The organism is Serratia sp. OLAL2, assembly GCF_002752475.1.
GTDB classification, from domain to species: domain Bacteria; phylum Pseudomonadota; class Gammaproteobacteria; order Enterobacterales; family Enterobacteriaceae; genus Serratia; species Serratia bockelmannii.
This window is the reverse complement of the sequence record NZ_MSTL01000018.1, coordinates 284,344-304,627: the sequence shown is the minus strand read 5'-3', so window position 1 is coordinate 304,627 and position 20,284 is coordinate 284,344. Positions and strand designations below refer to the sequence as shown.

At 61.2% G+C, this 20,284-nt stretch carries 20 protein-coding genes; 8 read left to right on the top strand and 12 right to left on the bottom strand.

Annotation, left to right across the window (positions count from 1 at the left end; translation table 11 throughout):
* Nucleotides 1-214: 214 nt before the first annotated feature.
* The 7 genes from BVU99_RS14955 to BVU99_RS24980 form a co-directional block, all read right to left on the bottom strand.
* The gene (locus BVU99_RS14955; RefSeq protein ID WP_089180969.1) at nucleotides 215-1,276 is read right to left on the bottom strand and encodes a YcjF family protein; all 1,062 of its coding nucleotides are present in this window, start codon (nucleotides 1,274-1,276) and stop codon (nucleotides 215-217) included.
* On the bottom strand, nucleotides 1,273-2,670 hold the full coding sequence (locus BVU99_RS14950; protein ID WP_025302998.1) for a YcjX family protein: 1,398 nt from the start codon (nucleotides 2,668-2,670) through the stop codon (nucleotides 1,273-1,275). Before BVU99_RS14950 ends, BVU99_RS14955 begins: the two co-directional genes overlap by 4 nt.
* The gene (gene pspD / locus BVU99_RS14945; protein ID WP_025302999.1) at nucleotides 2,651-2,917 is read right to left on the bottom strand and encodes a phage shock protein PspD; all 267 of its coding nucleotides are present in this window, start codon (nucleotides 2,915-2,917) and stop codon (nucleotides 2,651-2,653) included. Before pspD ends, BVU99_RS14950 begins: the two co-directional genes overlap by 20 nt.
* 96 nt (nucleotides 2,918-3,013) lie before the next feature.
* Nucleotides 3,014-3,373 carry an envelope stress response membrane protein PspC gene (gene pspC / locus BVU99_RS14940; protein ID WP_004930552.1) on the bottom strand — a complete coding sequence of 120 codons (360 nt, stop codon included), beginning with the start codon at nucleotides 3,371-3,373 and terminating at the stop codon, nucleotides 3,014-3,016.
* A complete protein-coding gene (gene pspB / locus BVU99_RS14935; RefSeq protein WP_004930553.1) occupies nucleotides 3,373-3,600 on the bottom strand; it encodes an envelope stress response membrane protein PspB in 228 nt (75 codons plus the stop codon). Before pspB ends, pspC begins: the two co-directional genes overlap by 1 nt.
* A 63-nt stretch (nucleotides 3,601-3,663) precedes the next feature.
* Complete coding sequence (gene pspA / locus BVU99_RS14930) at nucleotides 3,664-4,329, bottom strand: phage shock protein PspA (RefSeq protein ID WP_025303000.1); 666 nt, start codon at nucleotides 4,327-4,329, stop codon at nucleotides 3,664-3,666.
* On the bottom strand, nucleotides 4,296-4,499 hold the full coding sequence (locus tag BVU99_RS24980) for a hypothetical protein (protein ID WP_144334742.1): 204 nt from the start codon (nucleotides 4,497-4,499) through the stop codon (nucleotides 4,296-4,298). Before BVU99_RS24980 ends, pspA begins: the two co-directional genes overlap by 34 nt.
* Nucleotides 4,500-4,513: 14 nt before the next feature.
* Here BVU99_RS24980 and pspF point away from each other — a divergent pair, with 14 nt between their 5' ends.
* Nucleotides 4,514-5,521 carry a phage shock protein operon transcriptional activator gene (pspF, locus tag BVU99_RS14925; protein WP_049205474.1) on the top strand — a complete coding sequence of 336 codons (1,008 nt, stop codon included), beginning with the start codon at nucleotides 4,514-4,516 and terminating at the stop codon, nucleotides 5,519-5,521.
* 193 nt (nucleotides 5,522-5,714) lie between these two features.
* Here pspF and zigA read toward each other — a convergent pair whose 3' ends face one another.
* Genes zigA through folE2 form a run of 3 tightly spaced genes read right to left on the bottom strand, consistent with a single transcriptional unit; the run spans nucleotide 5,715 to nucleotide 8,389 of the window.
* Nucleotides 5,715-6,902: a zinc metallochaperone GTPase ZigA gene (gene zigA, locus BVU99_RS14920; RefSeq protein WP_025303002.1), complete on the bottom strand. Its 1,188-nt coding sequence runs from the start codon at nucleotides 6,900-6,902 to the stop codon at nucleotides 5,715-5,717.
* 10 nt (nucleotides 6,903-6,912) lie between these two features.
* Nucleotides 6,913-7,473 carry a carbonate dehydratase gene (locus tag BVU99_RS14915; protein ID WP_025303003.1) on the bottom strand — a complete coding sequence of 187 codons (561 nt, stop codon included), beginning with the start codon at nucleotides 7,471-7,473 and terminating at the stop codon, nucleotides 6,913-6,915.
* Nucleotides 7,463-8,389: a GTP cyclohydrolase FolE2 gene (gene folE2 / locus BVU99_RS14910; RefSeq protein WP_099817201.1), complete on the bottom strand. Its 927-nt coding sequence runs from the start codon at nucleotides 8,387-8,389 to the stop codon at nucleotides 7,463-7,465. The genes BVU99_RS14915 and folE2 overlap by 11 nt, the downstream gene beginning before the upstream one ends.
* A 204-nt stretch (nucleotides 8,390-8,593) precedes the next feature.
* Here folE2 and sapA point away from each other — a divergent pair, with 204 nt between their 5' ends.
* The 6 genes from sapA to BVU99_RS14875 all read left to right on the top strand — a co-directional run bounded on the left by sapA (nucleotide 8,594) and on the right by BVU99_RS14875 (nucleotide 15,497).
* A complete protein-coding gene (gene sapA / locus BVU99_RS14905; protein ID WP_049207454.1) occupies nucleotides 8,594-10,243 on the top strand; it encodes an ABC transporter substrate-binding protein SapA in 1,650 nt (549 codons plus the stop codon).
* Nucleotides 10,240-11,205: a putrescine export ABC transporter permease SapB gene (gene sapB / locus BVU99_RS14900; RefSeq protein ID WP_004930575.1), complete on the top strand. Its 966-nt coding sequence runs from the start codon at nucleotides 10,240-10,242 to the stop codon at nucleotides 11,203-11,205. The genes sapA and sapB overlap by 4 nt, the downstream gene beginning before the upstream one ends.
* Nucleotides 11,192-12,082 carry a putrescine export ABC transporter permease SapC gene (sapC, locus tag BVU99_RS14895; protein ID WP_004930580.1) on the top strand — a complete coding sequence of 297 codons (891 nt, stop codon included), beginning with the start codon at nucleotides 11,192-11,194 and terminating at the stop codon, nucleotides 12,080-12,082. The genes sapB and sapC overlap by 14 nt, the downstream gene beginning before the upstream one ends.
* A complete protein-coding gene (sapD, locus tag BVU99_RS14890) occupies nucleotides 12,082-13,074 on the top strand; it encodes a putrescine export ABC transporter ATP-binding protein SapD (protein WP_019452674.1) in 993 nt (330 codons plus the stop codon). Before sapC ends, sapD begins: the two co-directional genes overlap by 1 nt.
* A 1-nt stretch (nucleotide 13,075) precedes the next feature.
* The gene (gene sapF / locus BVU99_RS14885) at nucleotides 13,076-13,888 is read left to right on the top strand and encodes a putrescine export ABC transporter ATP-binding protein SapF (RefSeq protein WP_016927550.1); all 813 of its coding nucleotides are present in this window, start codon (nucleotides 13,076-13,078) and stop codon (nucleotides 13,886-13,888) included.
* Nucleotides 13,889-14,312: 424 nt separating this feature from the next.
* On the top strand, nucleotides 14,313-15,497 hold the full coding sequence (locus BVU99_RS14875; RefSeq protein WP_099817200.1) for a peroxidase-related enzyme: 1,185 nt from the start codon (nucleotides 14,313-14,315) through the stop codon (nucleotides 15,495-15,497).
* Between the two features lie 43 nt (nucleotides 15,498-15,540).
* Here BVU99_RS14875 and BVU99_RS14870 read toward each other — a convergent pair whose 3' ends face one another.
* Both BVU99_RS14870 and dacD read right to left on the bottom strand, forming a co-directional pair.
* Nucleotides 15,541-16,446 (bottom strand): LysR family transcriptional regulator, encoded by a 906-nt coding sequence (locus BVU99_RS14870; protein WP_025303008.1) that lies wholly within the window; start codon nucleotides 16,444-16,446, stop codon nucleotides 15,541-15,543.
* A 64-nt stretch (nucleotides 16,447-16,510) separates the two neighbouring features.
* Complete coding sequence (dacD, locus tag BVU99_RS14865; RefSeq protein ID WP_049207451.1) at nucleotides 16,511-17,680, bottom strand: serine-type D-Ala-D-Ala carboxypeptidase DacD; 1,170 nt, start codon at nucleotides 17,678-17,680, stop codon at nucleotides 16,511-16,513.
* A 282-nt stretch (nucleotides 17,681-17,962) separates the two neighbouring features.
* On the opposite strand from dacD, the gene BVU99_RS14860 reads away from it, so the two are divergent.
* Nucleotides 17,963-20,269, top strand: a complete 2,307-nt coding sequence (locus BVU99_RS14860) for an FdhF/YdeP family oxidoreductase (protein ID WP_099817199.1) — start codon at nucleotides 17,963-17,965, stop codon at nucleotides 20,267-20,269.
* The last annotated feature ends 15 nt before the right edge of the window (nucleotides 20,270-20,284 follow it).

Sequence of the window (20,284 nt, the reverse complement as noted above, 5' to 3'; positions counted from 1 at the left end):
ACTCTGATTTATTGCCGTTGTTGCTGATTTTAAACGCAAGCGGATAACAGCATCGGCGTCATTTTAGCCTACAAACAGAGAGTTATCACAACCAGAATTAATTTTGCAGAGATTTATCACGCAATCACAGGGGGATCGACTGTCGTCAAGTCTCGATTACGTCCGGCGTCGGTGCCGTTGAGAAAACGGCGCTCCTGGGAGCGCCGTCGCGGGGTTATTTGGCCTTGCCGTCGCTCTTTTTCAGCGTGTCTTTCAACTGGCCGATCAGCTGGCTGCGGAAATCGCCTAGCTTCGGTTTTTCCCCTTCCAGCCACGGCAGCGGGCGACACAGCTCCATCGCCTTGATGCCCAACCGCGCGGTCAACAACCCCGCGCCGATGCCCTGCGCCGCGCGCGCCGATAGCCGCGCCGCCAGATCCTGCGACATCCAGTCCATGCCCACTTCACGCACCAGTTCAGAGGCGCCGGCGAAGGCGATGTTGAGCAGCACCAGGCGGAACAGACGAATGCGGCTGAAGTAACCCAGTTCGATGCCGTACAGCGCCGCGATGCGGTTAATCAAACGGATGTTGCGCCAGGCGATAAACGCCATGTCCACCAGCGCCAACGGGCTGACGGCAATCATCAGCGTCGATTCGGCGGCGGAGCGGCTGATTTCGCGCCGCGCCTGGTTGTCGAGCACTGGCTGTACCAGCTTGGCGTACAGCTCCACCACTTCACGGTCATTTTGGGTTTCATGCAGCGAGGCCTGCCAGCGCTGCAACGCCGGATGCCCCTGATCCAGCCCGGCCTGACGCGCCAGCTTCTCGCAGAATTCGCGCCCTTGCCCCAGCCCGTGGCTGTGCAACAGCTCGCGCGCCACGTCGCGCTCTTCCGCGCGCTGGCGCAGCCGATACAAACGCCGCCATTCGGTGACCACCGAACCGACGCCGGCGAACACGATCAGGCCGCCGGCCACGCCGCCGCCCATGGCGATCCAGTCCTGTTGCACCCAGGCGGTATGCACCCACTGCACGCCCTGCGCCACCACGCTGACGCCGAACAGCGCCAGCCCGGCAGCGACCATTTTGCGCCACAGGCTGCGTTTAGGTTTCAGCGCGGCGTTGATGATGCCTTCGGCGCGCCCTTCTTCCTCTTCCTGCTGCAGTTCCGGCGCCGCCGGGAAAAAGCTTTCTGCCTGTTCGGCATCGAAAGCGACGCCGGCGCGCAACGCCGGCTCCTGCGGCGGCTGCAGCGGCTCGTCAAAATCGATACGCGGTTTGATCGGCTCGCTCATCGCAATTTGTCTCCCAATAAAAACTCCATCACCGCATCCAGGCGGATGTGCGGCAACGGGCTGTCCACGCTCATGGCGCGCGGACGAAACTCATCGAAGTGGAACCCCTGGTTCTGCCAGAACGCCGGTCCCGGCAGGCGGGCGGGCACTTCGCCGGGGAACACCGTCAGCGGTGCGCCGTCGCTCAGGCGGTTGCCCTTCAATGCCGGAATGCGTTGCCCCTGGTGATCGACGATGCCGCTCTCGGTCGCCTGCACCGAGGCCAGGCCGACGCAATCCATGCTAATGCCCTCGAACGCCGCGTTCTGCCACGCCTCTTGCACCAGCTGCTGCAGCAATGACACCAGATTGGCGTGCTGATCGGCGGTGATATGGTCCGCCTTGGTGGCGGCGAACATCAGTTTGTCGATGGTCGGCGAGAACAAGCGGCGAAACAGCGTGCGCTTGCCGTAATGGAAGCTCTGCATCAGTTGGGTCAGCGCCAGGCGCATGTCGTTGAACGCCTGCGGGCCGCTGTTGAGCGGCTGCAGGCAGTCAACCAGCACGATTTGCCGATCGAAACGAACGAAGTGTTCTTTGTAGAAGTTTTTGACGATCGACTGGCAGTAATAGTTGAAGCGAGCGCGCAACATGCCGATGTTGGTGTGTTTGTCGGCCTGCGCCAGCTTCGATTCGCCGATCGCGGCCACGTCGGGCCACGGGAAAAACTGCAGCGCCGGCGCGCCGGCCATGTCGCCCGGCAGCACGAAACGCCCCGGCTGAATGAAGTGCAGCCCTTCGCTTTTGCAGCGCAACAGATAATCGGTGTAGGCCTGGGCGATCGCCGCCAGCCGGTTTTCGTCGGCCGGGGCCAGCGGATCGCAGGCCTTGCACAGCTCAAGCCAGGGCTTGGCCCATTCGGCGCGTTCGCCCTGCAGCAGCCCGGTCATCTGGCGCGACCAGGCCAGGTAATCCTGTTCGAGCATCGGCAGATCCAGCAACCATTCGCCCGGATAATCGACGATCTCCAGGTACAGCGTGGAGGTGTCTTTGAAGTGCCGCAGCAGCGAATCGTTGGAGCGGTAACGCAGCGCCAGCCGGATTTCGCTGACGCCGCGCGTCGGCGTCGGCCAGGCCGGCGGCGTGCCGTACAGCTGCGCCAGCCCTTCGTCATAGGTGAAACGCTGGATGCCGAGATCGCGTTGCGGGATGCGTTTGACGCCCAGCAGGCGCTCTTCGCGCACCGGTGAAAACAGCGGCATGCGCGCGCCGCTGTGCACATGCAGCAGTTGGTTGACGAAGGCGGTGATAAAGGCGGTTTTGCCGCTGCGGCTCAGGCCGGTCACTGCCAGGCGCAGATGGCGATCCATTCCGCGGTTGACCAGCGAGGTTAACTCATTTTGCAGTCGTTTCATTGCTCTCCTTGACGTAACGCCCGAATGCCTTGTTCAGGCCTTTACGGAACAGCGGTTCCAGCACCAGCGCCAGCACGACGCGCACCGGTTTACGGCCGACGGTTTTCAGCAGCCAGCCGGCGGCGCCCGCCGGGCCATAGTTCAATAACGCTATGATGATGACTTTAGCCAATGTCTTCAACATTGCCGCCGCTCCTCGTTTAAATCCACCCGTTCTGGCGGTGTTTGCAACATCGATTTTATTCATGACAATGCCCTCCGGCACAAGAGATTAAGATTACATTCAACGGGATAACGGCGGCGAAGATGCCCGGCCTGCGCAGGCCGGGTATCGCAAGAAGGGTTACAGCTTGCGGAAACGGCTCTGTACGCCGAAGGTATCGGACGTCACGTAGCGCTCGACCTGACGCAGCTGCTGCTCGCCGCTGCCCAACTCATACTCCAGCTGATCGAGCAGTTGGCGCGGCGTCTTCTGATGCTCGCCTTCGAAACGGCTGGCCGGCGCTTCATCCAACACGAACACCAGCGCGATATAGGCCACCAGCGTGAAGAAGAACAGCCCGAAGAACAGCGACAGCACCACCATCACGCGGATCAGTCGCACCGGTACGTCGAAATAGTGCGCCAAACCGGCGCAGACGCCTTTCACCATGCCTTCTTCGGGAACGCGATAAAGCTTTTTACTGCCCAGCGTCGTGCTCATCAGGACTGTCTCCAGTTCGGGTGTTCCGCATCGAGGATCTCTTCCAGCGCCTGAATGCGTTCACGCATGCGTTTGGCATCTTCCGCCAGCTGCGCCAGGCGCTGCATTTCTTGCTGACTCAGCTGTATGCCGGTCTGTTGCCGATTGCTGTAATGCAGCCAAAGCCAAATCGGCGCGACAAACAGCACGAAAATTGTCAGCGGAATGGCAAGTAATAAAGCACTCATTGTTGTTCCTTCTTATCGGATCCTGGATAGGCGGCCACCTCCGGCGTGTGGCCGCGGCTCGCCTTACTCGGAGCGGTTCATTTTGGCTTTCAGCGCCGCCAGCTGCTCACTGATGGCGTCGTCGGCTTTCAGCTCGGCAAACTCCTGGTCCAGCGACTTCTTTTTACCAATGCTGATGCTTTCCGCTTCGGCTTCCATATGGTCGATGCGACGTTCGAACTGTTCGAAACGCGCCATCGCCTCATCCAGCTTGCCGCTGTCGAGCTGGCGGCGCACGTCACGAGAAGAAGATGCGGCCTGATGACGCAGCGCCAACGCCTGCTGCCGCGCACGGGTTTCGGTCAGCTTGTTTTCCAGCTCGCCGATTTCGCTCTTCATGCGCGCCAGCGTTTCTTCTACGGTCGCCACTTCCTGCGTCAGCGTAGCGATCAGATCGGCCACTTTTTGTTTTTCGATCAGCGCCGCACGGGCCAAGTCTTCTTTATCTTTGCGCAGCGCCAGTTCGGCTTTTTCCTGCCAGTCACTGACCTGGTTTTCACCCTGCTCGATGCGACGCAGCAGCTGCTTTTTCTCCGCCAGCGCGCGCGCCGACGTAGAACGGACTTCAACCAGCGTGTCTTCCATCTCTTGGATCATCAACCGCACCAGCTTCTGCGGATCTTCCGCCTTGTCCAGCAGGGTGTTGATGTTGGCGTTCACGATGTCGGCAAAACGAGAAAAAATACCCATAATTCACTTCCTCTTGGTTCTGATGGCGTCTGAAGCGCCGCGTTAAGTCGTACAGCTTGCCCAAAGAGATAATCAAAACCCGTGCCAACTTTTAAATCATTGAAAAACAACAACTCTTTATTTTTGACTCTCTGCGCGCTTGCTGTAGAGTGATTATTTTCACCAAACATTGGCGAATTTCATCATGAACGAACAGCCAGAGAATTTGTTGGGCGAGGCAAACGCCTTTGTCGAAGTCTTGGAGCAAGTCTCCCAGGTCGCCAAGCTGAACAAGCCGGTGCTGGTGATCGGCGAACGCGGCACCGGCAAGGAGTTGATCGCCCACCGTCTGCACTACCTCTCCAACCGTTGGCAAGGGCCGTTCATCTCGCTTAACTGCGCGGCGCTGAATGAAAACCTGCTGGATTCCGAACTGTTCGGCCACGAGGCCGGCGCGTTTACCGGCGCCCAAAGGCGCCATCTGGGCCGCTTCGAACGCGCCGACGGCGGTACGCTGTTCCTCGATGAGCTGGCAACCGCACCGATGCTGGTGCAGGAGAAATTGCTGCGGGTGATCGAATACGGCCAGCTGGAACGCGTGGGCGGCAGCCAGCCGCTGCGGGTGGATGTGCGCCTGGTGTGCGCCACCAACGACGATCTGCCGGCGCTGGCGGCGGCGGGCAAATTCCGCGCCGATCTGCTGGATCGGCTGGCGTTCGACGTGGTGCAACTGCCGCCACTGCGCCAACGGCGGCCCGATATCATGCTGTTGGCCGAGCATTTCGCCATTCAAATGTGCCGCGAGCTGGCGCTGCCGCTGTTTCCCGGCTTTACCGAACGTGCCAGGCAAACGTTGCTCGAGTATGGCTGGCCGGGCAACGTGCGCGAACTGAAAAACGTGGTGGAGCGTTCGGTCTATCGCCACGGCGACAGCGACAGCCCGCTGGATGAGATCGTCATCAACCCGTTTGCGCCACGCGAGGCCACGCCGGTCGCGCCCATTCCTGAAGACGCCGGCGCGTTACCGCCGCTGCCGTTGGATTTGAAACTCTGGCAGCTGGAGCAGGAGAAGGCATTGATCGAAGCGGCGCTGCAGCAGGGGCGGTTCAATCAGCGCAAGGCGGCGCAGCTGCTGGGGCTCACCTATCATCAGCTGCGCGGTATGCTGAAAAAGCATGCGCTGCTGCAAAACGGCGAAGCGGACGAGGAATAACAGGCAAAAAAAAAGCCAGCACCCGAGCTGGCTTAAAAAACACTGGAAGCAATGTGAGCAATGTCGTGCCTTCCACATCAGAGCCGCAAACTGTGGCCTTCCGTGAACTGCCAGGCGATGATAATAGTTATCAGTATCGTCTGTAAAGCACTTTGTTGAGAATTTTTCTCATTTCCACACGAAGATTGCGCAATTACCACTCAGGGAACGGGTCTGCCATGTCCAGCCAATAGTCCACGCCGGCGGCCATTTCATCGTCGCTCAACAAGCAGTCGTCCAGCAGACGCACGATCGTCGCCTGCTGCAAATGCTGGCCGATAAACACCAGCTCCTGGCGCATGTCGCCGAACGGTTCCACCCATTTCTCCTGAATATGCGCCCGCGTTTCGGGATCCTGTGGCCAGTTGTCTTGCGGGATGGCGCGCCAAAAGGTGCCCGCGAGGCCATAATGGGCGATGCCGCCCGCCTGGCTCCACTGCCCGGCCTGCCGCGGCCGCGTCGCCAGCCAGAAGAAGCCCTTCGACCGCAGCAGCTTGCCGCCTCCCCAGTCGCCGTTGATCACGCGGTAGAACTTGTCCGGCGCAAACGGCCGCCGAGCCTGATAGACAAAGCTGCTGATGCCGTAGCTTTCCGTTTCCGGCACGTGTTCGCCGCGCAGCTCTTTCAGCCAGCCGGGTGCCTGCTGAGCCTTTTCAAAGCTGAAGCTGCCGGTATTCAGCACTACCTCCAGCGGCAGTTTGCCCGGCGCGATCGGCACAATGCGGGCGTCCGGGTTCAGGCTGGCCAGCAGCGCCATCACTTCGCCCTGCTGGGTTGGCGTCAACAGATCGGTTTTGCTGACCAGGATCACGTCGCAGAATTCGATCTGCTCAATCAACAGGTCCGCCACGCTGCGCAGATCGTCCTCGCCCAGGCTTTGACCGGCCTCCTGAAGGCTTTGCGCCTGCTGATATTGCTGGATGAAATTCACCCCGTCGACCACCGTCACCAGGGTATCCAGCCGGGCGAACTGCGACAGGCTTTCCCCTTCTTCATCCTCGAAAGTAAAGGTTTCCGCCACCGGCAGCGGTTCGGAGATGCCGCTCGATTCGATCAGCAGATAATCGAAGCGCCCGTCCTGCGCCAGCTCGCGCACCGACACCAGCAGGTCTTCGCGCAGCGTACAGCAGATGCAGCCGTTGCTCATCTCCACCAGCTTTTCCTGCTGGCGATCGAGGTGCACTTCATTCTCCACCAGCGCGGCGTCGATATTCACCTCGCTCATGTCGTTGACGATCACCGCCACGCGCATGCCCTGCCGGTTGTTCAGGATGTGGTTCAGCACCGTGGTCTTGCCGGCGCCGAGAAAGCCGGAAAGCACGGTCACGGGAAGTTGTTTCATGAGAGCCTCACTAAAATTCATTGCGTAATGCCTGGTAACCGCGCACCAGCTCGACGTTGGTGGCGGCCACTTCTTCCGAAAACTGCAGCGCGCCGCGGTCGACCTGGCGATAGCGCGACAGGTCGCTGTCCGGCCCCACGCGCTCGGTCGAGGGGATATAGCGGTTTTCCGGCAGCGTCACGCCATCCACCACCGCGTTATAACGCACCACGCAGCCGGACTGGATGTGGCAGTTGAACAGCACGCTGTTGAAACCGATAAACACCCGATCGTCGATGCGACACGGGCCGTGAACGATGGCGCGGTGGGCGATAGAGCTGTAACGGCCAATGGTGACCGCCGCCCCGCTCTTGGAATGGATCACCACACCGTCCTGAATATTGGAGTGCGAGCCGATGACGATCGGTTCCATGTCGCCGGCGGCGTTCAACTCGTCGGCGCGAATTACCGCATACGGCCCGACGTAGACGAAATCTTCGACGATCACCCGGCCGCAAATAATGGCGGTGGGATCGATGTAGGCCAGCGGCGAGACCTGCGGCAGATGGCCGCTGGGATTTTTACGCAGCATGGTGTTCTCCCCGCCAGCTCAGCTCCGCCACCGCATTGTGGGCATGCAGGCTCTCCTGATGCTCGACGCGCAGCGAAAAAGCGCGGTAGTCGCACTGGCTGCGCAGCATGCCATACAGACGGCGCGCCGCGTCCTCGCAAAACATCAGGTTCTGACCGTTGGCTAATGCGAAGGCCTGCTCGTCGCGGCGTTTCACCAGCGTTTGTACCGGCGTGCCCAGCGCGTGTTCGATGCGGTCAATCAGTTTCACCGGTTCGAACGCCCGTTCATTCTCGGGCGTCACGGTGATCCAGGCCCAGCTGCGTTGGCTGTGGGGCGTGGCCGGCATCCCCTGTTCCAGCAGCCACTCGCTCACCTGACGTTGGCTGATCTGCTCCGCCGCCTGTTCAAAATCAAACTGGAACTGTTGCTGCGCCAGCTGGCGGCTGAGCGCCGCCGAACTCGGGCAGGTGGAGGAATAAGGCACGCCGACGGTCAACGCCAGCGTCAGCGTATCCGTCAGGGTGGCCTCGATGCGCAGCGGATAGGCTTTCCAGCCGCGCTGCGGCGACAGCAGCGCCGGGCGCGACAGCAACAGCTCACCACTGATCGACAAGCTGGCGCGATCGCTGTGTTCTGGCTGCGAATCCAGAAAGGCCTGCAGCGTCCGGCCGATGCGCTGCGCCGTCAGCTCGCCCTGCGTCAATTCGTCCAGCGCCAGATACAGCCGCGACATGTGAATACCGCGTTCGCCCGCCGCTTCGGCGCGCAGGTTGATGCCGGCGTCGACCTTCGCCATCAATGGCTTGCCAGCCAGTTCCAGCGGCAGCGCGATCCCTTGCATCCCGACCCAATCGAGCCCGACATCACTCATTTCGCCGCGCCATGCCTGAGCGTCCGGCAGCGAACGGCGTGGTGGAAGTGCAACTTCGTTCATACATCCCCTTGCGTTATTGTGACTTTGCCGGGGAACGGTAACACGGTTTTGTTATATTATAACATAACATGAAAAACTTTTTTCTTGCCGCTGAACGGCCTGATTAATCAAGTCGCAGAAAACTCAGCGATTTTGTTCAATGGATTGGGCTGCTGGTCAGAGTACGATACACTAACGCTATTGCTGATTAACCCATGAGCCTCTATGCGTGGTTTACCCTTTTGGATACTGTCGTTGTGCCTGACGGGCTCTGCCCTGGCCGCGACAACACCGCCCGCGCCCAGCGCGGCGCCGCTGCCGGACATTCGCCAGAGCGGCTTTGTTTATTGCGTCAGCGGCATACTGAATACCTTCAACCCGCAAATGGCCAGCAGCGGCCTGACGGTGGATACCCTGGCCGCCCAGCTGTACGATCGCCTGCTGGACGTCGACCCGTACACCTACCGGCTGATCCCCGAACTGGCGCAAAGCTGGGAGGTGCTGGACAACGGCGCCACCTACCGCTTCCATCTGCGCAAGGACGTGCCGTTCCAGACCACCGCCTGGTTTACGCCCACCCGCAAGATGAACGCCGACGACGTGGTGTTCAGCTTCGCGCGCGTATTTGACCAAAAACACCCGTATCACGACGTCAACGGTGGCGAATACCCCTATTTCGACAGCCTGCAGTTCGGCGATTCGGTGCAGAGCGTGAGAAAGCTCGACGACTACACGGTGGAGATTCGCCTGCAGTCACCGGACGCCTCGTTCCTGTGGCACCTGGCGACCCACTACGCGCCGGTGCTGTCCGCCGAATACGCCGACACGCTGACGCGCCAAGGCCATCAGGAGCTGATCGACCGCGAGCCGGTCGGCAGCGGCCCGTTCCTGCTCAACGAATACCGCTCGGGGCAATATATTCGCCTGGCGCGCAACGCCGCCTACTGGAAAGGCCTGCCGCGCATGCCGCAGGTGGTGATCGATCTGGGCGCCGGCGGCACCGGCCGCCTCTCCAAGCTGCTGACCGGCGAGTGCGACGTCCTCGCCTATCCGGCGGCCAGCCAGCTGTCTATCCTGCGCGACGATCCGCGCCTGCGCCTGACGCTGCGCCCTGGGATGAACATCGCCTATCTGGCGTTCAACACCCGCAAACCGCCGCTCGACAACCTCAATGTGCGCCAGGCGATTTCGCTGGCGATCAACAACCAACGATTGATGCAGTCGATCTATTACGGCACGGCGGAAACCGCCGCCTCAATCTTGCCGCGCGCCTCCTGGGCCTATGACAACGACGCGCACGTCACCGAGTACGATCCGGCCAAATCGCGCGAGATGCTGCGGCAGGCCGGCGTCGGCCAGCTGAACCTGAAGCTGTGGGTGCCGACCGCCTCGCAGTCTTACAACCCGAGCCCGCTGAAAACCGCCGAGCTGATCCAGGCCGATCTCGGCCAGGTGGGCATCAACGTCACCATCGTGCCGGTAGAAGGCCGTTTCCAAGAGGCGCGCCTGATGGAAATGAACCACGATCTGACCCTGACCGGCTGGGCCACCGACAGCAACGACCCGGACAGCTTCTTCCGGCCGCTGCTGAGCTGCGCGGCAATCCGTTCGCAAACCAACTATGCTCACTGGTGTGACCCAGGCTTCGACGAGGTGCTGCAGAACGCGCTGTTGTCACAGCAGCTGTCTCAGCGCATCGACAACTACCGCAAGGCGCAGAAAATCCTCGAGCAGCAACTGCCGGTGCTGCCGCTGGCCTCTTCTTTGCGTCTGCAGGCCTACCGCTACGACATCAAGGGATTGGTGCTGAGCCCGTTCGGCAACGCCTCGTTCGCCGGGGTGTACCGTGAATCCGCGCCGGAGGTGAACAAGTGATTATCTTTACCCTGCGCCGCATTCTGCTGCTGCTGATCACGCTGTTCTTCCTGACGCTGGTCAGCTTCAGCCTGAGCTATTTCACGCCGCGCGCGCCGCTGAACGGCGCCGCCCTGCTGGACGCCTATCAGTTCTACTTCGTTAGCCTGCTGCACTGGGACTTCGGCGTCTCCAGCATCAACGGCCAGGCGATCAGCGAACAGCTGCGCGAAGTATTCCCGGCCACCATGGAACTGTGCCTGCTGGCGTTCGCCCTGGCGCTGTTTATCGGCATTCCGCTGGGCATCATCGCCGGTGTGCTGCGCGGCAAGTGGCAGGACACCGCCATCAGCACCTTCGCGCTGCTGGGCTTTTCAATGCCGGTGTTCTGGCTGGCGCTGCTGCTGATGCTGTTCTTCTCGCTGCATCTCGGCTGGCTGCCGGTTTCCGGCCGTTTCGATCTGCTGTATCAGGTGAAGCCTATCACCGGTTTCGCGCTGATCGACGCCTGGCTGTCGGACTCGCCGTACCGCGCCGAGATGATCGGCAGCGCACTGCGTCACATGATCCTGCCGATCGCCGCGCTGGCGGTGGCGCCCACCACCGAAGTGGTGCGCCTGATGCGCATCAGCACCGACGATGTGCTGAGCCAAAACTACATCAAGGCCGCCGCTACCCGCGGCCTGTCGCGCTTCACCATCATTCGCCGCCACGTGTTGCACAATGCGCTGCCGCCAATTGTGCCCAAGCTGGGGCTGCAGTTCTCCACCATGCTCACGCTGGCAATGATCACCGAAGTGGTGTTCAGTTGGCCGGGCCTCGGCCGGTGGCTGATCAACGCCATTCGCCAGCAGGACTATGCGGCAATTTCCGCCGGCGTCATGGTGGTCGGCACGCTGGTGATCACCATTAACGTTCTGGCCGACATTCTGGGTGCGGCAACCAACCCGCTGAAACATAAGGAATGGTATGCCCTTCGATAACGTATACCGCGAGAAAAAGATGCCGAGCCCGCTGCGCTACACCTGGCGGATTTTCTATGGCGACGCGCTGGCGATGATCGGTTTTTACGGGGTGATCGCCCTGCTGCTACTGTCGCTGTTCGGCAGCCTGCTGGCGCCCTACGCGCTGGATCAGCAGTTCCTTGGTTATCAGCTGCTGCCGCCGTCGTGGTCGCGCTATGGCAACGTGTCGTTTTTCCTCGGCACCGACGATCTCGGGCGCGACATCCTTAGTCGCCTGTTGACCGGCACCGCCGCCACCTTCGGCTCCGCGCTGGCGGTGACGCTGGCCGCGGCGTTCTGCGGGGTGATCCTCGGCGTGTTCGCCGGCGTCACCCACGGGCTGCGCTCGGCGGTGCTCAACCACATCCTCGATACCCTGCTGTCGATTCCCTCGCTGCTGCTGGCGATCGTGGTGGTGGCGTTTATCGGCCCCAAACTTGAACACGCCATGCTGGCGGTGTGGCTCGCCTTGTTGCCGCGCATGGTGCGCACTATCTACAGCGCGGTGCACGACGAACTGGAGAAAGAGTACGTGGTGGCGGCCCGGCTTGACGGCGCTTCCACGCTGCAGATCTTGTGGTACGCGGTCATGCCGAACATCGCGGCGGTGTTGGTGACCGAGTTCACCCGCGCGCTGTCGATGGCCATTTTGGATATCGCCGCACTCGGCTTCCTCGATCTCGGCGCGCAGCTGCCTTCGCCGGAATGGGGAGCGATGCTCGGCGATTCGCTCGAGCTGGTGTACGTTGCGCCCTGGACGGTGATGCTGCCCGGCGCGGCCATCCTCGTCAGCGTGCTGCTGGTTAACCTGTTAGGCGACGGTATGCGCCGCGCAATCAATGCCGGGGTGGAATAATGCCGTTACTCGATATCCGCAATCTGACGATTGAATTTATGACCGCCGAAGGGCCGGTCAAGGCGGTCGATCGCGTCAGCATGACGCTGACCGAGGGCGAGGTGCGCGGCCTGGTGGGTGAATCGGGCTCCGGCAAGAGCCTGATCGCCAAGGCCATCTGCGGCGTGACCAAAGACAACTGGCGCGTCACCGCCGATCGCTTTCGCTTCGACGACATCGACCTGCTGCAGCTAAGCCCGCGCGAGCGGCGCAGGCTGGTGGGCCACAACGTCTCGATGATCTTCCAGGAGCCGCAGTCCTGTCTCGATCCTTCCGAAAGCATCGGCCGCCAGCTGGCGCAGGCCATACCGGGCTGGACCTACAAGGGCCGCTGGTGGCAACGCTTCAACTGGCGCAAACGCCGCGCCATCGAACTGCTGCACCGCGTCGGCATCAAGGATCACGACGACATCATGGGCAGCTTCCCGTACGAGCTGACCGAGGGCGAGTGCCAGAAAGTGATGATCGCCATCGCGCTGGCCAACCAGCCGCGCCTGCTGATCGCCGATGAGCCGACCAATGCCATGGAGCCGACCACTCAGGCGCAGATTTTCCGCCTGTTGGCGCGCCTCAACCAGAACAACAACACCACCATTCTGCTGATCAGCCACGACCTGCAGATGATGAGCAAGTGGGCCGACCGGGTGAACGTCTTGTACTGCGGGCAAACGGTGGAAAGCGCCCAGTGCGAAGAGTTGCTGGCGGCGCCGCACCACCCTTATACCCAGGCGCTGATCCGCGCCATGCCGGACTTCGGCCGCTCGCTGCCGCACAAAAGCCGGTTGAACACGCTACCGGGCGCCATTCCTTCGCTGGAACACCTGCCGATCGGCTGCCGCCTGGGGCCGCGCTGCCCTTACGCGCAGAAGAAGTGCATCGAAACGCCGCGCCTGCGCCCGGTCAAAAACCACTTCTTCGCCTGCCACTTCCCGCTGAACATGGAGGAGCAATAACATGGAAACGCTGTTGGAAGTGCGCAACCTGAGCAAAACCTACCGCTACCGCACCGGGCTGTTCCGCCGTCAGCACGTCGAGGCGGTGAAGTCCGTCAGCTTTACCCTGCGTGAAGGTCAGACGCTGGCGGTGATCGGTGAGAACGGCTCTGGCAAATCCACGCTGGCGAAAATGCTCTCCGGCATGGTGGAACCGACCGCCGGCGAACTGCTGATCGACGATCATCCGCTGGCGTTCGGTGATTATCGCTACCGCAGCCAGCGCATTCGTATGATTTTTCAGGATCCGAGCACCTCGCTCAACCCGCGTCAGCGCATCGGCCAGCTGCTGGATGCGCCGCTGCGGTTGAACACCGATCTGGAGCCCGCCGAGCGCGAGCAGCGTATCAACCAAACGCTGCGCCAGGTCGGCATGCTGCCGGATCACGCTTACTACTATCCGCACATGCTGGCTTCTGGGCAAAAACAGCGCGTCGCGCTGGCCCGTGCGCTGATCCTGCAGCCGAAGGTGATCGTCGCCGATGAGGCGCTGGCCTCGCTGGACATGTCGATGCGCTCGCAAATCATCAACCTGATGCTGGAACTGCAGGAAAAACACGGCATTTCCTATATCTACGTCACCCAGCATCTCGGCATGATGAAGCATATCAGCGACCAGGTGCTGGTGATGCACGAAGGGGAAATCGTCGAACGCGGCAGCACCGCCGAGGTGTTGGCGGCGCCGCTGCACGAATTGACCAAGCGTCTTATCGCCAGCCACTTCGGCGAGGCGCTGACCGCCGACGCCTGGCGACGCGACGGCGGCCGTTTCTGAGCCCCGTCCTGGCCTGCAACAAACCCGCTGCGGCGGGTTTTTTATTGCTGCGCGCCTCGGTCGCTTAGCGAGAAAATGCACATACAAATTACATTCTTGTTATATATCCTTATATTTTATTCCTTTCAGTTATTGATTAGTCCGTAACATTATTTTATCTCGCCAGGGCGATCGGTGAGGATATCCCCTACGTTGAGCCTCTCATACGACAGGATATCGCACTGATGAACAGCCTTCGCCATCGCCGCCTCGCGCAGTTTCTGCTCACGCTGGCCACCGGTTTCTCTGTTTACGGCCACGCGCTGTACTGCGATGAGCTGCGCTAAATCCGCCTTTCGCCCCGCCTGCGGGCATGTTGCCTCTTTGTCCAGCCACCGCTGCCGTACGCAGCGGTGGCTGTTGATCATGATTAAGGATTGACCCTATGGAACGACTCCGTCGACAACATAATGCCCAGTGGTATCACGAAACCCAAAGCAGCGTGCGGGGCGATACGCCGTTGGAGCCGCAGGCGGCTACCCTGCGCGATCGTTTTCTGCTGGGGCTGGGTGCCTTCGCCGATGAAGCGTTAAACAGCGCGCTCGGCGCCCGCGCCGGGGTATTCAACGCCTCACTGGCCGGTTACCACGCCCTGTTTCCCGACCAGGTGTCGCTATCACGATACGTGACATTGTCACCCTACGATCGCCTCAGCACCGCACTGACCGTCGCGCAGGTGACCGGCGTGCAGTCCCTCTGTAGCCACTATGCCGCCCGCCTCGCCCCGCTGCACAGCCCGGACGCCTCCCGGGAAAGCAATATCCGGCTCGCCCAGATCACCCAATATGCCCGCCAGCTTGCCAGCCAACCCACGCTGATTTGCCGCAAGGCGCTGCAACAGCTTGTCGACGTCGGGCTGAGCCCTGCGGATATCGTCACCTTTTCGCAAATCATCGGTTTTGTCAGCTATCAGGCGCGTGTGGTAGCTGGCATCGCGGCGTTAGCCGGCCGACCGGCGGTAGTGGTGCCCGGCTTCCCGAATGTCGAAGACGCCGATGGCGTCGCTTTCAGTACCGAAGAACTGAGCTGGACTGCGCGGCTGCCGCCGATCGACACGGAAACCGCCGCCGCCGAACAGCTTGACGTGTTGGATCAGAGCCACCCGCAGGCGCGCGCCGAATCTTATTATCTGCTGTTAGCGCACGATGCCGCCGCACTGCGCGAACGCAACGGCGTGTTCAATGGCATCAATGCCGAAGGGTATGGGTTATCGAGCCGCCTGAAGGCGCTGGCGACGCTGGTGGTCTCGCGCATCAACGGCAGCCGTTACTGCGCGGCCACGGTGGCGCATGAAATGCAGGATGACGGATTGGTACAGGCGCTGTTCACCGGGCTGCCTCAGGGATTGGCCTCTACCGAGGATACGGTCAAACGCGCGGTGGTCCACACCGCCGCCGAGCTGACGCGCGCACCGGAGAAATTTACCCCGCAGAGCGTGCAGCCGTTGTTCAACAGCGGTCTGAATCAGGCGCAGGCGCTGGAAGTGATCCTCACCGCCGCACTCTACGCCTGGGAAAATCGCCTGCGCCAAACGTTGGGCGATGCAACATCTTCCATCACCGCCGACTGAATACCGCTATGCGGCCTTATTACCGGCCGCAATACGGCGCGTTTTAGACATTCTGCTGACGCAGCCACTCGCTGGCGGCATCGAAGAACTTTTGCGCCAACGGCGTAGCGCGCTCCGCCATATCGACGACCACCGCCGCATGACGCGGCATGGCGCCGATGGCCACCGGACGCCGCTGCAACGCCGGCATCAACGGCGATTGCAGCTGGCCGCGCGGGAACAGTCCGCAGCCCAAACCGACGAAAATACCTTCGAGCAGTTGGAAGATCGACGCGGTCTCAAGCCGCGTGTGCAGCGTCAACCCGGCGTCGCGAAAGTGTTGATCGAGATAGCGGCGGAAATAACGCGTCGGCTCGGCGAGACACAACGGCAAGGCGGCCACCGCCTCCAGCGGCAACGGCGTATCGCCCACCAGCTTCGGGAAATGTTGCGGATGAAATACCAGCTCGACGCCGGTTTCCACCAGCGGTTGCGATTGGAAATGCAGCTCCTTCAAGGTCGACAGCTCGAAAAAGCCGATGCCGATGTCGACGGTGTGCGCCGTCAGCGCCTCCAACAGCTGATCAGCGCTCAGCACCGCCAGCCGGTAATCGAGATGCGGGTAACGTTCGCTGACCGCCTTGAGCATTTCCGATACCGAGATACTGCACTGCGGCACCACGCCGAGGCGCAGCGTGCCGTGCAAACCGTGCTTGAGCGACTCCACTTCCAGCTTCAGCCCCTGATAAACCGAGACGATCTCACGCGCCCACGCCAACACCCGCTCGCCTTCGGCGGTAAAACCGCCGAAATGGTTGCCGCGGTTAATCAGCGACACGCCCAGCTCTTTTTCCAGATTTTTCAATCGCATGGATAGCGTCGGCTGGCTGACGAAGCTGGCCTCCGCCGCCCGGCCGAAGTGGCGCTCTCGTTCCAGATTGCACAAATAAATCAGTTGTTTAATATCCATAGCGCAGCTCAATGATCGGCATTCGCACCAGTATACCACCGGGGGCCGCCGCCCGCCCGACGAGTCAGAGCCTCAGCTTCACGTAATCCACCAGGCGCGAGAACACGCCGCCCTGCGGTACCGCCTGCAGCGCCACCAGCGGTAGGGTTTTCACTACCTGGCCATTGTCGCTGATGCGGATCTCGCCGACGGTTTGCCCTTTACCAATCGGCGCTTCCAGCCGCGCGGTATTGATCACGTACTGCGCCTTCAGCTTGTCCGCTTCGTTTTTTGGCAGGCTGAGCGACTGCTCTTGCACGCTGCCGACCGGTAACCGGTGATTCTCGCCGTACCAGACTGGCTCTTCCCCCAGGCTCTGGCCGGCGCTGAACAGGTGTACCGTGGTAAAGTCGCGCAGCCCCCAGCTCAGCAGCTTGCGCGCCTGTTCCTCGCGGCCTTTGGAACTTTTGCCGCCCATCACCACGGCAATCAGGCGGCGATCCCCTTCGGTGGCGGAGGCGATGATGTTGAAGCCGGCCGAGGCGGTGTGCCCAGTTTTCAACCCATCGACGTGCAGCGTCTTATCCCACAGCAGGCCGTTGCGGTTCTGCTGCGTGATACCGTTCCAGGTCAGCGATTTCTCGCTGTACATGTGGTATTCCGCCGGCTCACTCATGATGATGGCGCGCGCAATCACCGCCAGATCGCCGGCGGTGGTGAATTGCCCCGGCGCATCCAGCCCGTGTACCGTTTCGAAATGGGTGTTCTGCAGGCCCAGCTGCGCGCTCTTCTCGTTCATCAGCTTGACGAAGTTGGCCTGGCTGCCCGCCACATAGTCCGCCATCGCCACGCAGGCGTCGTTGCCGGAATCGATGATGATGCCGCGGCTGAGATCGCGAACCGTGACCCTGTCACCAGGCTTCAGGAACATCAACGAAGAGCCTTTGAACACCGGGTTGCCCTGCGCCCAGGCGTCTTTCCCCACGGTGACGACATCGTCGAGGCCAATCTTATGCTGATCGAGCGCGTGGTCGATCACCAACCCGGTCATGAGTTTGGTCAAGCTGGCCGGGTTGCGCCGTTCGTCGGCATTGCCGGCCGCCAGTACCTGGCCGGTGGTGTAATCCATCAAAACGTAAGAGGCGGCGTCTATCGCCGGTGGGGTCATGGTGGGAAAATGGGGCGTCGTTTCCGCCGCCTGCGCCGCTAAAGGCAGTAATATACCGCCGATCACCACTGATACTGAACGCTTCACGCTGTGTTCCTCAGGCCCGCAGGCTGAATAAAATGCCAATATAATCCGCGAGATAGACTGCATGAATTCACTTTCAGACGAAACCATTACTCTTTTGCAGCGGGTGTCTTTATGCAACCATTTGTTTAGGTCAGCGTCCGCCTGCGATAGATACGCTCTATGCCGCCATTGCCCCATTCGATTAGACGCCTGCCTGCCACGCCCCTAAACTTGTGACATAAATACGCAAGACGCATAAAAAAGCGTTTACTTTTTAGCTACAACCACCTGCGAAGTGTCACCATGAAATTCAAACCGTCAATCAAGCCTTATACCGGCCCAGCGGGCGGCTGGGGTTCGCTTGAAGCCACCACCCGCTTTGTCCTCGACAGTAAACAAACGCTAAAAAACATGCGCAACCTGATGCGCGTCAACAAGGCACGCGGCTTCGACTGCCCCGGTTGCGCCTGGGGCGACGACAACCACAGCACCTTCAGCTTCTGCGAAAACGGCGCCAAAGCGGTCAGTTGGGAAGCGACGCGCAGCGCCGTGGAGCCTGAGTTCTTCGCCGCCCACAGCGTCAGCACCCTGCAGCAGCAGAGCGACTATTTCCTCGAATACCAGGGTCGCCTCACCCATCCGATGCGCTACAACGCCGAAACCGACCACTATGAGCCTATCCATTGGCCGGACGCGCTGGCGCTGATCGCCAAGCACATCAACGGTATGGACAACCCGAACCAGATCGAGCTGTATACCTCGGGCCGCGCCAGCAACGAAGCGTCGTACCTTTATCAGCTGTTCGGCCGCATGCTCGGCACCAGCAATTTCCCCGACTGCTCCAACATGTGTCACGAAGCGAGCGGCGTCGGGCTGAAGCAGAGCATCGGCGTTGGCAAAGGCACCATCCGCATCGATGACTTCGAAAAGGCCGACGCCATCTTCGTGTTCGGTCAAAACCCCGGCACCAACCACCCGCGCATGTTGCACAGCCTGAAAAACGCCGCCCGACGCGGCGCGCGTATCGTCAGTTTCAACACCCTGCGCGAACGTGGGCTGGAAAGGTTCGCCGATCCGCAGGATCCGGTACAGATGCTGACGCCAAAATCCTCGCCGATCAGCTCTTCCTATTACCAGCCAAATCTGGGCGGCGATATGGCAGCGGTGCGCGGCATGGTGAAAGCGCTGCTGGAAACTCACCGCCAGCGTATGGCCGCCGGTGAACCCGCCCTGTTCGACCTGGCATTTATCGAACAGCACAGCGTCGGCGTGGAGGCTTACCTGGCGCAGGTGGACGCGACCGAGTGGCAGACCATTACCGCGCAATCGGGCCTGAGCGAAGCGCAATTGCGCCAGGCGGCGGCCACCTACCAGGGTGCCGAACGGGTGATCTGCACCTGGGCGATGGGCGTGACTCAGCATAAACACTCTATTGCGACGGTGCGTGAAATCACCAACCTGCAGTTGCTGTTCGGGCAACTGGGTAAACCGGGCGCCGGTCTGTGCCCGGTGCGCGGCCACAGCAACGTCCAGGGTAACCGCACCATGGGGATTGATGAGAAGTCGCCGAAGGCACTGCTCGACAGCCTGGAACGCCACTTTAACTTCACCGCCAATCGCGCGATGGGGCACAACACGGTGGAAGCGATCGAAGCGATGCTGCGCGGCGAAGTGAAAGTGCTGATCGCGCTGGGCGGCAACCTGGCCGCCGCAGCGCCGGACACCGAACGCACCGCCCGCGCCCTGCGCAACTGCGATTTGACGGTGCATATCAGCACCAAGCTTAACCGCAGCCACCTGGTGACCGGCAAAGACGCGCTGATCCTGCCGACGCTCGGCCGCACCGAACTGGACATGCAGGCCAGCGGCTCGCAGTACATCACGGTCGAGGATTCATTCAGCATGGTTCACGCTTCGGAAGGCATCGGCAAACCGCTGGCGGATACTCAACGTTCGGAGACGGCGATCGTCTGCGGCATCGCCGACGCCGTGCTAGGTACGCAACAGCTGGACTGGCTGGAACTGGCCGACGACTATTCGCTGATCCGCGATCATATCGCCGCCACCATTCCCGGCTTCGAGGATTTTAACCGGCGCTGCGACCAGCCCGGCGGTTTCTACCTGGGCAATGCTGCCGCCGAACTGCGCTTCGCCACGCCGAGCGGCAAGGCGGAATTCAGCGCCGCCGCGCTGCCGACCACCCTGTTCCCGCAGCTGGGCGACGAGCAAGCGCCGTTTACCCTGCAGACGCTGCGCTCGCACGATCAGTACAACACCACCATCTATGGTCTGGATGACCGCTATCGCGGCGTTTACGGCCAGCGCGAAGTGTTGTTCATCCATCCGGAGGATCTGGCGGCACTGGGCCTACAGGATGGCGAACGGGTAGAGATAGAAACCCTGTGGAACGATGGCGTGGTGCGTAAAGTGGACGGGTTCAAGCTGGTGAGTTACGACATTCCGCGTGGCAACCTGGCGGCCTACTACCCGGAAACCAACCCGCTGGTGCCGCTGGCCAGCTTCGGCGACGGTACCGGCACCCCGACCTCGAAGTCGATCCCGGTGGTGATTCGCCGCAGCGAGCAGCAACCCTCGCTGCGTATTGCCTGAACATGCGCGCCCGGT

Bases quoted from the DNA above. Each gene is read 5' to 3' on its own strand.
- BVU99_RS14955 (WP_089180969.1), bottom strand. From the start codon at position 1,276: ATGAGCGAGCCGATCAAACCGCGTATCGATTTTGACGAGCCGCTGCAG.
- BVU99_RS14950 (WP_025302998.1), bottom strand. From the start codon at position 2,670: ATGAAACGACTGCAAAATGAGTTAACCTCGCTGGTCAACCGCGGAATG.
- pspD (WP_025302999.1), bottom strand. From the start codon at position 2,917: ATGAATAAAATCGATGTTGCAAACACCGCCAGAACGGGTGGATTTAAA.
- pspC (WP_004930552.1), bottom strand. From the start codon at position 3,373: ATGAGCACGACGCTGGGCAGTAAAAAGCTTTATCGCGTTCCCGAAGAA.
- pspB (WP_004930553.1), bottom strand. From the start codon at position 3,600: ATGAGTGCTTTATTACTTGCCATTCCGCTGACAATTTTCGTGCTGTTT.
- pspA (WP_025303000.1), bottom strand. From the start codon at position 4,329: ATGGGTATTTTTTCTCGTTTTGCCGACATCGTGAACGCCAACATCAAC.
- BVU99_RS24980 (WP_144334742.1), bottom strand. From the start codon at position 4,499: ATGTTTGGTGAAAATAATCACTCTACAGCAAGCGCGCAGAGAGTCAAA.
- pspF (WP_049205474.1), top strand. From the start codon at position 4,514: ATGAACGAACAGCCAGAGAATTTGTTGGGCGAGGCAAACGCCTTTGTC.
- zigA (WP_025303002.1), bottom strand. From the start codon at position 6,902: ATGAAACAACTTCCCGTGACCGTGCTTTCCGGCTTTCTCGGCGCCGGC.
- BVU99_RS14915 (WP_025303003.1), bottom strand. From the start codon at position 7,473: ATGCTGCGTAAAAATCCCAGCGGCCATCTGCCGCAGGTCTCGCCGCTG.
- folE2 (WP_099817201.1), bottom strand. From the start codon at position 8,389: ATGAACGAAGTTGCACTTCCACCACGCCGTTCGCTGCCGGACGCTCAG.
- sapA (WP_049207454.1), top strand. From the start codon at position 8,594: ATGCGTGGTTTACCCTTTTGGATACTGTCGTTGTGCCTGACGGGCTCT.
- sapC (WP_004930580.1), top strand. From the start codon at position 11,192: ATGCCCTTCGATAACGTATACCGCGAGAAAAAGATGCCGAGCCCGCTG.
- sapD (WP_019452674.1), top strand. From the start codon at position 12,082: ATGCCGTTACTCGATATCCGCAATCTGACGATTGAATTTATGACCGCC.
- sapF (WP_016927550.1), top strand. From the start codon at position 13,076: ATGGAAACGCTGTTGGAAGTGCGCAACCTGAGCAAAACCTACCGCTAC.
- BVU99_RS14875 (WP_099817200.1), top strand. From the start codon at position 14,313: ATGGAACGACTCCGTCGACAACATAATGCCCAGTGGTATCACGAAACC.
- BVU99_RS14870 (WP_025303008.1), bottom strand. From the start codon at position 16,446: ATGGATATTAAACAACTGATTTATTTGTGCAATCTGGAACGAGAGCGC.
- BVU99_RS14860 (WP_099817199.1), top strand. From the start codon at position 17,963: ATGAAATTCAAACCGTCAATCAAGCCTTATACCGGCCCAGCGGGCGGC.